Source organism: Mycolicibacterium mageritense (assembly GCF_010727475.1).
Lineage (GTDB): Bacteria > Actinomycetota > Actinomycetes > Mycobacteriales > Mycobacteriaceae > Mycobacterium > Mycobacterium mageritense.
The window spans coordinates 2,890,748-2,904,946 of sequence record NZ_AP022567.1; the positions used below are offsets into that span (position 1 = coordinate 2,890,748).

9 protein-coding genes are annotated in these 14,199 nt (G+C 67.2%); 5 read left to right on the plus strand and 4 right to left on the minus strand.

Annotated features, from left to right (window positions below; genetic code table 11):
- Positions 1-478: 478 nt before the first annotated feature.
- The 3 genes from gltB to G6N67_RS13700 are packed head-to-tail and all read left to right on the plus strand — an operon-like array spanning position 479 to position 7,879.
- The gene (gene gltB, locus G6N67_RS13690) at positions 479-5,086 is read left to right on the plus strand and encodes a glutamate synthase large subunit (RefSeq protein ID WP_051578619.1); all 4,608 of its coding nucleotides are present in this window, start codon (positions 479-481) and stop codon (positions 5,084-5,086) included.
- Positions 5,079-6,545 (plus strand): glutamate synthase subunit beta, encoded by a 1,467-nt coding sequence (locus G6N67_RS13695; RefSeq protein WP_036431043.1) that lies wholly within the window; start codon positions 5,079-5,081, stop codon positions 6,543-6,545. The genes gltB and G6N67_RS13695 overlap by 8 nt, the downstream gene beginning before the upstream one ends.
- A gap of 20 nt (positions 6,546-6,565) precedes the next feature.
- Positions 6,566-7,879 carry a glycosyltransferase 87 family protein gene (locus tag G6N67_RS13700; RefSeq protein WP_036431047.1) on the plus strand — a complete coding sequence of 438 codons (1,314 nt, stop codon included), beginning with the start codon at positions 6,566-6,568 and terminating at the stop codon, positions 7,877-7,879.
- A 544-nt stretch (positions 7,880-8,423) separates the two neighbouring features.
- Here the strand turns inward: G6N67_RS13700 and G6N67_RS13705 are convergent.
- Positions 8,424-9,275 (minus strand): LLM class F420-dependent oxidoreductase, encoded by an 852-nt coding sequence (locus tag G6N67_RS13705; protein ID WP_036435123.1) that lies wholly within the window; start codon positions 9,273-9,275, stop codon positions 8,424-8,426.
- Between the two features lie 129 nt (positions 9,276-9,404).
- Here G6N67_RS13705 and G6N67_RS13710 point away from each other — a divergent pair, with 129 nt between their 5' ends.
- Positions 9,405-10,751, plus strand: coding sequence for an NAD-dependent succinate-semialdehyde dehydrogenase (locus G6N67_RS13710; RefSeq protein ID WP_036431050.1), 1,347 nt, complete (start codon positions 9,405-9,407; stop codon positions 10,749-10,751).
- 6 nt (positions 10,752-10,757) lie between these two features.
- Here G6N67_RS13710 and G6N67_RS13715 read toward each other — a convergent pair whose 3' ends face one another.
- Together G6N67_RS13715 and G6N67_RS13720 are read right to left on the minus strand one after the other, a co-directional pair.
- Entirely contained in the window at positions 10,758-12,383 is a 1,626-nt protein-coding gene (locus tag G6N67_RS13715) for a SulP family inorganic anion transporter (protein WP_036431053.1), read from the minus strand.
- Positions 12,380-12,757, minus strand: a complete 378-nt coding sequence (locus G6N67_RS13720; RefSeq protein ID WP_036431056.1) for an ArsR/SmtB family transcription factor — start codon at positions 12,755-12,757, stop codon at positions 12,380-12,382. Before G6N67_RS13720 ends, G6N67_RS13715 begins: the two co-directional genes overlap by 4 nt.
- Before the next feature lie 90 nt (positions 12,758-12,847).
- Between G6N67_RS13720 and G6N67_RS13725 the strand changes: the two genes are divergently transcribed.
- Positions 12,848-13,855 (plus strand): PHP domain-containing protein, encoded by a 1,008-nt coding sequence (locus G6N67_RS13725; protein ID WP_036435125.1) that lies wholly within the window; start codon positions 12,848-12,850, stop codon positions 13,853-13,855.
- On the opposite strand, the gene G6N67_RS13730 is transcribed toward G6N67_RS13725, so the two are convergent.
- On the minus strand, positions 13,844-14,134 hold the full coding sequence (locus tag G6N67_RS13730; RefSeq protein WP_036431059.1) for a YiaA/YiaB family inner membrane protein: 291 nt from the start codon (positions 14,132-14,134) through the stop codon (positions 13,844-13,846). The two genes, G6N67_RS13725 and G6N67_RS13730, sit on opposite strands and share 12 nt — an antisense overlap.
- Positions 14,135-14,199: the final 65 nt, after the last annotated feature.

Consider the following 14,199-nt stretch of genomic DNA (forward strand, 5'->3'; position numbering starts at 1 on the left):
CCCGGATCCGCGGTCTGACGCCGTTGTGCAGGCGTTACGGCGAACTCTAAGAATCTGACTAGGCTTTTGTGCAAAGCGATATACGCCCTATAACAGCACGATAACGACCTGGCTTGATTTGTCCAGCAAACAGGTTTGCGGCGAAGGGCGATGTGGAGCCCGGAACAGGGGTGTGCCGGGCGTATCGGCTGTGGTGTGAAAAGGCAAGGGTGACAACGTGATTCGCGCAGCAGGTCGACGCGCCGAGCGGGTGGCTCGGATCCGGCCCGTGAGCATGGTTAGCCTTGGCTTAGTTGGCATGTCGCACCCTGTGTGCCCTATCGTTTTCTCCACTTATGGCGTGTGGGACATAGCCGTCGTCCAATGCTGCACGAAGGCATTCCATCGCCGGGCCGGCTAACACCAGCTGGAGGCGGTCGCAAAGTCGGCCAATAGCGGTGAGCTTCCTCATGGAAGCAGGTTGAAGGGCTAGGTGGGAATGACGCCCAGCACATTCGGAGGGCAGCAGAGCAGCAGCCAGGGCATGTACAACCCCGCATACGAGCACGATGCATGCGGCGTGGCCATGGTTGCCGACATGCACGGCCGTCGCAGCCGCGACATCGTCGACAAGGCGATCACGGCGCTGCTGAACCTGGAACACCGAGGTGCCGCAGGCGCCGAGCCGAACACCGGCGACGGCGCGGGCATCCTGCTGCAGGTGCCCGACGCGTTCCTGCGGGCCGTGTGCGACTTCGAACTGCCGCCCGAGGGCAGCTACGCCACCGGTATGGCATTCCTGCCGCAGTCCTCGCGCGACGCCAAGCTGGCCTGCGAGGCCGTCGAGAAGATCGTCGAGGCCGAAGGCCTGCAGCTGCTCGGCTGGCGCGACGTGCCCTACGACGACTCGTCGCTGGGTGCGCTCGCGCGCGACGCGATGCCGACGCTGCGCCAGGTGTTCATCGGCGGCGCCTCCGACATTGAGCTGGAACGGCGCGCATTCGTGATCCGCAAGCGCGCCGAACACGAACTGGGCACCAAGGGTCCCGGGCAGGACGGCCCCGGACGCGAGACCGTGTACTTCCCGAGCCTGTCCGGCAAGACCTTCGTCTACAAGGGCATGCTGACCACGCCGCAGCTGCGGGCGTTCTACCTGGACCTGCAGGACGAGCGCATGACCAGCGCGCTGGGCATCGTGCACTCGCGGTTCTCCACCAACACGTTCCCGTCGTGGCCGCTGGCGCACCCGTTCCGGCGCGTCGCCCACAACGGTGAGATCAACACCGTCACCGGCAACGAGAACTGGATGCGGGCCCGCGAGGCGCTCATTCACACCGACGTCTTCGGGTACCACAACGACCTGAACAAGATTTTCCCCGTCTGTACGCCAGGGGCGTCCGACACCGCGCGGTTCGACGAGGTGCTCGAGCTGCTGCACCTGGGCGGGCGTCCCCTGCACCACGCGGTGCTGATGATGATCCCCGAGGCGTGGGAGCGCAACGAGGAGATGGATCCCGCGCGGCGGGCGTTCTACCAGTACCACGGCTCGCTCATGGAGCCGTGGGACGGCCCGGCCTCGGTGTGCTTCACCGACGGCACCATCGTCGGCGCCGTGCTCGACCGCAACGGCCTGCGGCCGTCGCGCATCTGGGTCACCAAGGACGGCCTGGTCGTGATGGCCTCGGAGGCCGGAGTGCTCGACCTCGACCCGTCGACCGTCGTACAGAAGATGCGCCTGCGGCCCGGCCGCATGTTCCTGGTGGACACCGCGCAGGGCCGCATCGTCTCCGACGAGGAGATCAAGGCCGAGCTCGCGGCCGAGAAGCCCTACCAGGAATGGCTCGACGCGGGCCTGTTCCACATCGACGACCTGCCGCCGGGCAAGTACGTCAAGATGCCGCACCACCGCGTGGTGCTGCGCCAGCAGGCCTTCGGTTACACCTACGAGGAACTGAACCTGCTGATCGCGCCCATGGCCCGCACCGGCGCCGAGGCGCTCGGCTCGATGGGCACCGACACCCCCATCGCGGTGCTGTCGCAGCGGCCGCGCATGCTGTTCGACTACTTCCAGCAGCTGTTCGCCCAGGTCACCAACCCGCCGCTCGACGCGATCCGCGAAGAGGTGGTGACGAGCCTGCAAGGCGTCATCGGGCCCGAGGGTGACCTGCTCAACCCCGACGAGAACTCGTGCCGCCAGATCGTGCTGAGCCAGCCGATCCTGCGCAACGCCGAACTCTCCAAGCTCATCGACGTCGACCCCGACCATGAGATCCGCGGCCACAAGCACGGCATGCGGGCGGCCGTGGTGAGCTGCCTGTACCCGGTCGCCGACGGCGGCACGGGCCTGCGTCGCGCGCTGGAGGACGTCCGCACCAAGGTGTCGCAGGCCATCCGCAACGGGGCCCGCATCATCGTGCTGTCCGACCGCGAATCCAACGAGTGGCTCGCGCCGATCCCGTCGCTGCTGGCGGTCGCCGCGGTGCACCACCACCTGGTCCGGGAGCGCACGCGCACCCAGGTCGGTCTCGTGGTCGAGGCAGGCGACGCCCGCGAGGTGCACCATATGGCCATGCTGTGTGGTTTCGGTGCGGCGGCCATCAACCCGTACATGGCGTTCGAGTCGATCGAGGACATGATCGACCGCGGGGTCATCACCGGGCTGACCAGCGACCAGGCCAAGGCCAACTACGTCAAGGCCGCGGGCAAGGGTGTGCTCAAGGTGATGTCCAAGATGGGCATCTCGACGCTGGCCTCCTACACCGGTGCGCAGCTGTTCCAGGCCGTCGGCATCAGCCAGCGCGTGCTCGACGAGTACTTCACCGGATTGCACTGCCCGACAGGCGGAATCGACCTCGACGACATCGCGGCCGACGTCGCGGCCCGGCACGAACTGGCCTACCTGGACCGGCCCGATGAGTGGGCGCACCGCGAGCTCGAGGTCGGCGGCGAATACCAGTGGCGCCGCGAGGGCGAGTACCACCTGTTCAACCCGGACACGGTGTTCAAGCTGCAGCACTCCACGCGCACCGGGCAGTACTCGATATTCAAGGAGTACACCGCACTGGTCGACGACCAGAGCGAGCGCATGGCCTCGCTGCGCGGCCTGCTGAAGTTCAAAGAAGGTGTGCGCGAGCCGATCCCGATCGACGAGGTGGAGCCCGCGAGCGAGATCGTCAAGCGCTTCTCGACCGGCGCGATGAGCTACGGCTCGATCTCGGCCGAGGCGCACGAGACCCTGGCCATCGCGATGAACCGGCTCGGCGGCCGGTCGAACTCGGGTGAGGGCGGCGAGAGCGTCGACCGGTTCGACCCCGACGCCAACGGCGACTGGCGCCGCAGTGCCATCAAGCAGGTGGCCTCGGCACGGTTCGGCGTGACGAGCCACTACCTGACCAACTGCACCGACATCCAGATCAAGATGGCCCAGGGTGCGAAACCTGGTGAGGGCGGCCAACTTCCGGGTCACAAGGTGTACCCGTGGGTGGCCGAGGTGCGGCACTCCACGCCGGGTGTCGGCCTGATCTCGCCGCCGCCGCACCACGACATCTACTCGATCGAGGATCTGGCCCAGCTGATCCACGACCTGAAGAACGCGAACCCGCAGGCGCGTATCCACGTCAAGCTGGTGAGCGAGAACGGCGTCGGCACCGTCGCGGCCGGTGTCTCGAAGGCACACGCCGACGTGGTGCTGATCTCCGGGCACGACGGCGGCACCGGCGCGACGCCGCTGACCTCGCAGAAGCACGCGGGTGCGCCGTGGGAGCTGGGCCTGGCCGAGACGCAGCAGACCTTGCTGCTCAACGGGCTTCGCGACCGCATTGTGGTGCAGGTCGACGGCCAGCTCAAGACCGGGCGCGACGTGGTGATCGCCGCGTTGCTCGGCGCCGAGGAGTTCGGCTTCGCGACCGCACCGCTCGTGGTGTCGGGCTGCATCATGATGCGGGTCTGCCACCTCGATACCTGCCCGGTGGGTGTGGCCACGCAGAACCCCGTGCTGCGGCAGCGCTTCAACGGCAAGCCGGAGTTCGTCGAGAACTTCTTCATGTTCATCGCCGAAGAGGTCCGCGAGCTCATGGCCCAGCTGGGCTTCCGCACCGTCAACGAGATGGTCGGCCAGGTCGGCGCGCTGGACACCACCCGCGCCGCCGAGCACTGGAAGGCATACAAGCTCGACCTGTCGCCCGTGCTGCACGAGCCCGAGTCGGCGTTCATGAACCAGGATCTGTACTGCAGCTCGCGGCAGGACCACGGCCTGGACAAGGCGCTGGATCAGCAGCTCATCGTGCAGAGCCGGGAAGCGCTCGATGCGGGCACGCCCGTGCGGTTCACCACCAAGATCGCCAACGTGAACCGGACGGTCGGCACCATGCTCGGCCACGAGGTCACCAAGGTTTACGGCGGCCAGGGGCTTCCGGACGGAACCATCGACATCACGTTCGAAGGCTCGGCCGGCAACAGCTTCGGCGCATTCGTGCCGCGCGGGATCACGCTGCGCGTGTACGGCGACGCCAACGACTATGTGGGCAAGGGCCTCTCGGGTGGTCGCATCGTGGTGCGGCCGTCGGACAGCGCCCCCGCCGACTACATCGCCGAGAACAACATCATCGGCGGCAACGTGATCCTGTTCGGCGCCACCAGCGGCCAGGCCTTCCTCCGCGGCGTGGTGGGCGAGCGGTTCGCGGTCCGCAACTCCGGCGCGCACGCGGTCGTCGAAGGCGTGGGCGACCACGGCTGCGAGTACATGACCGGCGGCAAGGTGGTGATCCTTGGCTCGACCGGGCGCAACTTCGCCGCGGGCATGTCCGGCGGCGTGGCCTACGTGTACGACCCCGACAACAAGCTGGCGGGGAACCTGAATACAGAGATGGTCGATCTTGACGAACTGGACGACGCCGACCTCGAGTGGCTGCACGGCATGATCACCGCGCACGTCGATGCGACGGATTCGGCTGTGGGACAACGAATTCTTGCCGACTGGCCCAGTCAGCAGCGCAAGATCCGCAAGGTGATGCCACGCGACTACAAGCGGGTACTGGTGGCGATCTCCGAGGCAGAGACGGCCGGCGAGGACGTCAACGAGGCGATCATGGCGGCGGCCCGTGGCTGATCCGAACGGCTTCCTCAAGCACACGTCCCGCGAACTGCCGGCCCGCCGGCCCGTTCCGCTGCGCCTCAAGGACTGGAAAGAGGTCTACGAGGACTTCTCCCACGAGACGCTTCAGGTCCAGGCGTCACGGTGCATGGACTGCGGAATTCCCTTCTGTCACAACGGCTGCCCGCTGGGCAACCTGATCCCCGAGTGGAACGACCTGGTGTTCCGCGACCGGTGGCGCGACGCCATCGAACGGCTGCACGCCACCAACAACTTCCCGGAGTTCACGGGCCGGCTGTGCCCCGCTCCGTGCGAAGCGTCGTGTGTGCTGGGCATCAACCAGGATCCCGTGACCATCAAGCAGGTCGAGGTCGAGATCATCGACAACGCCTTCGAGCAGGGCTGGGTCAAGCCGCTGCCCCCCGGCGTGCTGACCGGCAAGAAGGTCGCCGTGGTCGGGTCCGGGCCTGCCGGGCTGGCCGCCGCACAGCAGCTCACGCGCGCCGGTCACGACGTGACGGTGTTCGAGCGGGCCGACCGCATCGGCGGGCTGCTGCGCTACGGCATCCCGGAATTCAAGATGGAGAAGCGCCACATCGACCGCCGCCTCGAGCAGATGGCGGCCGAGGGCACGCAGTTCCGCACCGGCGTCAACGTCGGCGTCGACATCACCGCCGAGCAGCTGCAGGAAGACTTCGACGCCGTGGTGCTGGCCGGCGGTGCGACCGCGTGGCGCGACCTGCCGATCCCGGGCCGCGAGCTCGACGGCATCCACCAGGCCATGGAGTACCTGCCGTGGGCCAACCGCGTGCAGAACGGCGACGACGTGCTTGGACCGGACGGCGAGCCGCCGATCACGGCCAAGGGCAAGAAGGTCGTCATCATCGGCGGTGGCGACACCGGCGCGGACTGCCTCGGCACCGCGCACCGGCAGGGCGCCGAGAGCATCCACCAGTTCGAGATCATGCCGCGTCCGCCGGAGTCGCGTGCGGATTCGACGCCATGGCCGACGTATCCGTTGATGTTCCGGGTGTCCTCGGCACACGAAGAGGGCGGTGAGCGCGTGTTCTCGGTGAACACCGAGCAGTTCGTCGGGACCGACGGCAAGGTGTCGTCGCTCAAGGTCCACGAAGTCGTCATGAACGCGGGCAAGTTCGAGAAGGTCGAAGGCTCGGACTTCGAGTTGGACGCCGACATCGTGTTCCTGGCCATGGGCTTTGTGGGTCCGGAGCGTGAGGGCCTGCTCACCGAACTCGGTGTCGAGCTCACCGACCGCGGAAACGTCGCGCGCGACAAGGACTTCCAGACCAGCATCCCCGGTGTGTTCGTCGCGGGTGACATGGGCCGCGGACAGTCGCTGATCGTGTGGGCCATCGCCGAGGGCCGCGCCGCGGCCGCCGCGGCGGACCGCTACCTGATGGGCCAGACCGCGCTGCCCGCGCCGATCAAGCCGACGGCGGCTCCGCAGCGGTAGCCGGCCCAGTGGGTGGGGGGATGAGGCTGCGCCGTCGCGTCGTCACAGGTGCGCTGGTCGCCGCGGTACTCGCGGTGGCGGTGCACAATCACCTGGTTCCGTTCCAGACGCAGTTCTACGGGCTGACCGAGAACAACTACGACCTGGACACCTACCGGGCGGCCGTGAACGGGCTGTGGGACGGCAAGCCCCTGTACGAGACACCGGCGCTACGGGGTGCCTGGTTCGTCTACCCGCCGTTCGCGGCCCTGGTACTCGCGCCGTTCGGCTGGGCCGATTTCGACGTCGCGAAGTGGGCGCTGCTGGGGCTTTCGATCTGTGTGCTGGCGCTCATCGCGTGGCGCATCATGCGCCTGGCCGGTTTCCGCGCCGACCACCGGCTGGCCGTGATGAGTGCCGCGCTCGCAGTCATCGTCATCGATGTCGAGCCGGTGCAGGCCACCCTGTGGTGGGGGCAGATCAACGTCCTGCTCATGGGCTTGGTGCTGCTCGACCTGTTGCGGCCCGCGGGCTCCCGCTGGCGGGGGATCGGGCTGGGGCTCGCGGCGGGCATCAAGCTGACCCCGCTCGTGTTCCTGCCGTACCTGCTGATCACCCGGCAGTGGCGCACCTCGGCGGTCGCGGCGGCGACGTTCGTGACCACCGCGGCGCTCACCTGGCCGCTGCTGCCACGCGACAGCGCATGGTTCTGGAGCCACCTCGGCGACACCTCACACATCAGCCGCCTCGATCACCTCGCCAATCAGTCGATCAACGGATTTCTCGCGCGGTTCTTCGCGCCCGATCCGCGCCCGGAATGGCTGTGGCTGGTGCTGAGCCTGCTGGTGGTCGCGGCCGGTCTCGCGGTCGCCGCGTGGGCGCATCGCCGAGGGGAACGTGCGCTTGCCGTGGTGCTGGTGGGCTTGATGGGTTGCGCGGTGTCGCCGTTCAGCTGGGCGGCGCACTGGGTGTGGTTCGCGCCGGCGATCTTCTGGCTCGTCGCCAAGGCCTGCACGGCCACGCGCCCGTGGGTGCTCGGCTGGGTGTACCGGGCCGCCGCGCTGTACGCGCTGACGTTCATGTGGACGCTGCACCGCCCCGGGCGCAATCACACGACCATGTATTTCAGCGGGGTGTACTGGAACTTCCTGGATCTGCGCCGGTTCTGGGCGGGCCAGCTGATGAGCGGGTGGTATCCGCTGACCTTCGTGTGCGTCCTGGTCGGGGCGGCCAGCTGGCTGTACGTGAGCGCGGGCCGCGACCCGGGCGAGCCCGACGAAACGCCCCTGGCCTCGGCGGACGACATCGAGGATTACCCGCCGGAATTCCTGGACGAGGAGCTGGCCCGCGCCTGATCCGAGCTTGTGGATTGGGGGGCTTTCTTATCTTTGCCCGCTTTGTTACCGCATTGTTATGTGACTTCACAGTGCGCGCCGACGTGTGATGCAAGCCACGCACATAGCGGGATCGATCGCCACATCAGTCCCAACAGCCTCACTAGAATCATCAGATTTTTGCGCGGCGTGGCTCACACTGTTTGCCGGAGATTGGGTATCTAATGACTTCATGAGAGCGCTGCGGTAACGTAGAGCTACGGGTACAGCTATCAGAACGTCGCAGGAGTGATCACCGTGTACATGAATCCGCTCAGTCGGTCACGGATGGGTCGAATTGCCTGGTCATTGCTTCGCCATCCCGTGAAAAGCCGTGAGTTCCCGGCAAAGAACGAGCGCCTGGTGACCGCCGACGAGCTACTGCGCTTCGGGGTCTGACGCACCTACCGCCACCTCGGGTAACAGCCCCACGTGGCGTTCGCCGTCTTTGCTTGGCTAAGTATTTCGACGTATTCGACAAATAAGGCCCGGCCGCCACTGGCGACCGGGCCCTTTTGCGGCGGTCCTAGGTGCTCAACTGTCCGGAATCCCGGATCGCCTCGGCCAACGGCTCGAGGACCGCGGTGTCGTATGGCGGCGGCAGGTAGATGATGGCCAGGTCGAGCCCTTCGGCTCCGAGGGCCGCGGCCTCGTCGACAACCTTGGCGTAATCCCGGTCCTCACCCAGCCGCACATGCGCGGACAACGTGATCTCCCCGGGGTCGCGACCGAGATCGGCGCAGTGTGCGGCAAGCACGTCGCGCTTGCGGGCGAACTCCTCGGGCGGCCCGCCCACGAAGTTCCAGTGATCGGCGTACTTGGCGGTGATCCGCAACGTGCGCTTCTCGCCGCTGCCGCCGATGCAGAACGGCGGGTGCGGCTGCTGCGGACCCTTGGGCTCGTTACGGGCGTCCTTGAGTTGGTAGTACTTGCCGTCGAATGTCGTCGTCTCCTGGCTCAGGAGACCCTTGAGCACCTCGCACGCCTCTTCGAAGCGGTCGAAGCGTTCCTTGATGCTGCCGAGTTCGATGCCGTATGCACCGGACTCCTCTTCGTTCCAGCCGGCGCCGATGCCCAGCTCCAGCCGTCCGTCGGAGATGATGTCAAGCGCCGCAGCCATATTCGCCAACACGGCGGGATGGCGGTAGTGGATGCCGGTGACGAGCACACCGACGCGGAGGCGTTCGGTTGCCTGGGCCAGCGCGGTCAACGTGGTCCAGCCCTCCAGACAGGGGCCGGTGGGGTCGGAGAAGATCGGGTAGAAGTGGTCGAACGTCCAGCCCGATTCGTAGACGTCGATGGTGTCGGCCACCCGCCAGATGGCAAGCATGTCGGCCCAGGCAGTGTTCTGCGGAGAAGTTTTGAAGGCGAATCGCACGTACACCGAAACTAGTCGCGGTAGCTGAATATTTCCTGCTTCGGCGTTTTTGCTTCCGAGCCAATTTCGGCATGCGCTGGGTAATCTCGCGTGGGAGTACACCCTCCGAGCGACCAGGAGTGAACAATTATGAGCGAGTATGCAGTCATCGATCCGGCGACCACGGAGGTCGTCGCCACCTACCCGACTGCAACCGATGCCGAGATCGAGGCCGCCATCGACGCGGCGGCCAAGACCGCCCGTACCTGGGCGCGCACCACCACGGTGGCCGACCGGGCCGCGCTTCTCGGCAAGGTCGCCAAGCTGCACGAGGAGCGTCGGGAACAACTGGCGAAGGTCATCAACCGGGAAATGGGCAAGCCCATGGACCAATCCCTGGGTGAGGTCGACTTCTGCGCGGCGATCTACCAGTACTACGCCGACAACGCCGAGAAGTTCCTCGCCGACGAGGAGATCACGTTGCTCGACGGAGAGGGCACCGCGGTGGTCAAGCGCGGACCCATCGGCGTGCTGCTCGGCATCATGCCGTGGAACTACCCGTACTACCAGGTGGCGCGGTTCGCCGGACCAAACCTGGTGGTGGGCAACACAATTCTGCTCAAGCATGCGCCGCAGTGCCCCGAATCGGCCGAACTGCTGCAGCTGATCTTCCTTGAGGCGGGATTCCCGCAGGGCGCCTATATCGACATCCGCGCGACCAACGACCAGGTTGCCGAGATCATCGCCGACCCGCGCGTGGCGGCGGTTTCGCTCACCGGATCCGAGCGGGCGGGCGCCGCGGTCGCCGAGATTGCCGGACGGCACCTGAAGAAGTGCGTGCTCGAGCTCGGTGGCTCCGACCCCTTCGTGGTGCTGTCGACCGACGATCTGGACGCCACCGTCGAATCCGCCGTCGCAGGCCGGATGGAGAACACCGGGCAGGCCTGTAACGCCGCCAAGCGGTTCATCGTCGCCGAGGACGTCTACGACGACTTCCTGACGAAGTTCACCGAGAAGATTCTCGCGACCGCCGAAGGCGTCGCCCCGCTGTCCTCGGTGCGGGCGGCCGAGACGCTGGAGCAGCAGGTCAAGACGGCGGTCGAAGGCGGCGCGAAGCTGACGTCGGCCGGCGAGCGCAAGGGCGCGTTCTTCCCGCCCGGCGTGCTGACCGGGGTCACCGAGGACAACCCGATCTACGGTCAGGAGCTGTTCGGGCCGGTCGCGGTGGTGTACAAGGTCGGCTCCGAGGACGAGGCGGTGGCCGTCGCCAACGACACCCCGTTCGGGCTCGGATCCTACGTGTTCACCACAGATCCCGACCAGGCCAAGCGGGTTGCCGATCGGATCGAGGCGGGCATGGTGTTCGTCAACGCCGTGGGCGCCGAAGGCGTCGAGCTGCCGTTCGGCGGGATCAAACGCTCCGGCTACGGGCGCGAACTCGGCAAGTACGGCATCGACGAATTCGTCAACAAGAAGCTGATCCGCATCGTGCCGTAACCGGCCTCAGTGCGGACGGTGCGCGACGTGCGTGCGCGCATGCTCGACGGCGTCGTCGAGCGAATCGACCAGGTGATTCTCGTGGCGCAGTGACTCGAACACGCCGACGTTGGCCAGCAACTCGGCGTGTTCGGGGCGCACGCCCTTGATGATGACGGTGATACCGCGCGACTCCAGTTCGGCGGCGATCTCCGCGAGCGTGTGTGCGCCCGTGGCGTCGAGCATGCCCAGTTGCGACATGCGGATGATGACGACCGATGTGTGCGGATGCTCGGCGTCCACGATCGCGTTCGAAATGCGTTCGGCCGCACCGAAGAACATCGCGCCGTCGAGGCGCAGCAGCGCGATCTGGTCGTCGCCGGGCAACCGCGGGCCGGGCAGCTCTTCGCGGACCACGCTGCTGCGCCGGGCCACCGAACGCAACGCGAAGAACGCGGCCACCACGATCCCGATCTCGACGGCCTCGATCAGGTCGAAGCACACGGTCACCGCCGCGGTCAGCACGAAGGTCAGCGCGTCGGACCGTGTCGAGCGCAGGATCTTGCGGATCGTGCCCGCCGAGATCATCCGGAACGACGTCACCATCAGCACGCCGGCCAATGCCGCGAGCGGAATTGTCGACACCGGCCCGGTCGCGAGGTACACCACACCCAGCAGCACCAGCGAGTGCACGATCGCCGCGACCCGCGTCCTGGCACCTGAGCGGACGTTGACCGCGGTCCGCGCGATCGCCCCGGTCGCGGGCATGCCGCCGAACACGCCCGACGCGACCGAGGCCAGGCCCTGTCCCACCAGCTCGCGGTCGGGATCGTACGGCCCGGTCGGCGACATGGTCGCCGCGACCCGGGCCGACAGCAGCGACTCGATGGCCGCGAGCGCGGCGATGGCCAGTGCCGCACCGAGCAGGGTGCGCAACGCGCCCAGGTCGGCGTGCGGCAGCACCGGAGAGGGCAGATGCGACGGCAACTCGCCGATCCGAGCGACCGGGATGTGCAGCGCCGCGACCAGGACCGTCGCGACGATCACCGCGGTGAGCGACTCGGGGATGGCGCGATGCAGCCGGGGGAGCGTGACCATGAGCGCCGCGACCACCGCAACCACGCCAAGGGTTTTCGCCGCTGCGGGCCAGTCGGCGCCGGCGACGACCGTGAGCGCGGCGGGCAGTGTTCGCGCACCGGCCGGCGGCTGCTGCGCGAACGCGGCGGGCACCTGCTGCAGGAAGATGATGGTCGCGATGCCGAGGGTGAACCCCTCGATTACGGGCCACGGAATGAACGTGACCGCCCGGCCCAGCCCGGAGACCCCGGCCGCCAGTACCAACAGACCGGCCACCACGGTCACCAGCGCGATGCTGCCGAGCCCGTGTTGCGCGACGATCGGCGCGAGCACGACGGCCATCGCACCCGTCGGCCCGGACACCTGCACGTGCGAACCGCCGAACACGGCCGCCACCAGACCCGCGACCACCGCGGTGATCAGCCCGGCTGCCGCGCCCACGCCCGAGCTGATGCCGAACGCCAACGCCAGTGGCAGCGCCACGACGCCGACGGTCACCCCGGCGACGACGTCGCGTCGCCACGAGCGCGGCAGCTCGGCGTAGTCGTCGCGATGGGGCAGCAGGCGTGCGATCACGGGTTCTGTCCGATCGGCGGCAGCGTCTGCAACGCCTCGAGCTGATCGCGTTGCGCGCCCAGCGTGTCGGCCAGGAACGTCCGCGCGATCACCAGTAACTCGGAGATCTTGGGGTGCGCCAGTTCGTAGAACACCGCATTGCCGACGCGGCGGCCGCTCACCACATGATGGCGCTTGAGCACCGCGAGGTGTTGTGACAGCAGCGTCGCCTCGATCTCGGTCTCGGCCAGTATCTCGCTCACCGCGGTGGGTTCGCCACTCGCGGAGAGGATTTCGAGGATCCGGATCCGCGCCGGGTGGGCCAGGGCCTTGAACAGGTTGGCCTTGATCTCGTACAGCGGCTGTTCGGGACTGCCGAGGAAGCGGTGGGGCACGGTACGACCTGATGACTTGATGGATTGAATAAGTTTGCAAGTCAGCCTAGCCGGGTGCCCGCGCGTGCCGCAACCGGCACACTGGAGCCCATGGATCCGGTGACCGCACTGCGCCAGATCGCGTACTACAAGGACCGCGCCCGCGAAGAACCGCGGCGCGTGATGGCCTATCGCAAGGCGGCCGACATCGTCGAGGCGCTGACCGATGCCCAGCGGGAAAAGCTGGGCGCGACCAACGGCTGGCAGTCGTTGCCGGGCATCGGCCCGAAGACCGCCACGGTGATCGCACAGGCCTGGTCGGGCCGTGAGCCCGACGCGCTGGTCGAACTGCGGTCCCATGCAGGCGATCTCGGCGGAGGCGAGCTTCGCGCGGCGTTACGCGGCGACCTGCACGTGCACTCGAACTGGTCGGACGGTTCCGCCCCGATCGAGGAGATGATGCTCGCCGCACGGGATCTGGGCCACGAATACTGCGCGCTGACCGACCATTCGCCGCGGCTCAAGATCGCCAACGGGCTCTCGCCGGAGCGGTTGCGTGAACAACTCGACGTGATCGAGGAGATCCGCGAGACCGTCGCTCCGCTGCGGATCCTCACCGGCATCGAGGTCGACATCCTCGAGGACGGTTCCTTGGATCAGGAACCCGAGCTGCTGGAGCGTCTCGACGTCGTGGTGGCCAGCGTGCATTCGAAGCTCGCGATGGACGCCCCATCGATGACGCGCCGCATGCTCAAAGCCGTCGCCAACCCGCACACCGACGTGCTCGGGCACTGCACGGGGCGCCTGGTCACCGGAGGCCGCGGCACCCGGCCCGAGTCGAAGTTCGACGCCGAGAAGGTGTTCACCGCGTGCCGCGATCACGGCACGGCCGTCGAGATCAACTCGCGGCCCGAGCGGCGGGATCCGCCGACGCGGCTGCTCAACCTCGCGTTCGACATCGGGTGCCTGTTCAGCATCGACACCGATTCGCACGCACCGGGACAACTCGACTTCCTCGGCTACGGGGCGCAGCGCGCGCTCGACGCCGGGGTGCCCGCCGACCGTATCGTCAACACCTGGCCCGCCGAGCAGCTCCTGGACTGGACCTCACGCGGCTGACGTGAACGGATTGTGTTCGGCGATCAGCTTCTCCATGCGCGCCTCATCGAGCCGGACCCGGATGGTGGCGGCTTCCTGCTGATCGCGGATCACCTTGGCCAGCGTGAACGAACTCGTCACGAGGAACAGCACGGTCATCGCGAGGAACAACCGCTGCCACAGGTCGAGCGGAAGGAAAAGCACACCGCCGAGCAGACCGAGGAAGCTCGCGCCGAAGGCGATCGCCGCCTGGAGGAAGAAGGCCGCGGTGACTTTCGACGTGTCGTTGAATGCGTTCATGTTTCACAGCCTGGCGTGGTTCGCCGCCCGGCGGATCCGTGAGACTACTCAATTAGACTCTGCGC

Coding starts and splice junctions, on each gene's coding strand:
- G6N67_RS13710 (WP_036431050.1), top strand. CDS start 9,405: ATGAGCGAGTATGCAGTCATCGATCCGGCGACCACGGAGGTCGTCGCC.
- G6N67_RS13700 (WP_036431047.1), top strand. CDS start 6,566: ATGAGGCTGCGCCGTCGCGTCGTCACAGGTGCGCTGGTCGCCGCGGTA.
- G6N67_RS13730 (WP_036431059.1), bottom strand. CDS start 14,134: ATGAACGCATTCAACGACACGTCGAAAGTCACCGCGGCCTTCTTCCTC.
- gltB (WP_051578619.1), top strand. CDS start 479: ATGACGCCCAGCACATTCGGAGGGCAGCAGAGCAGCAGCCAGGGCATG.
- G6N67_RS13725 (WP_036435125.1), top strand. CDS start 12,848: ATGGATCCGGTGACCGCACTGCGCCAGATCGCGTACTACAAGGACCGC.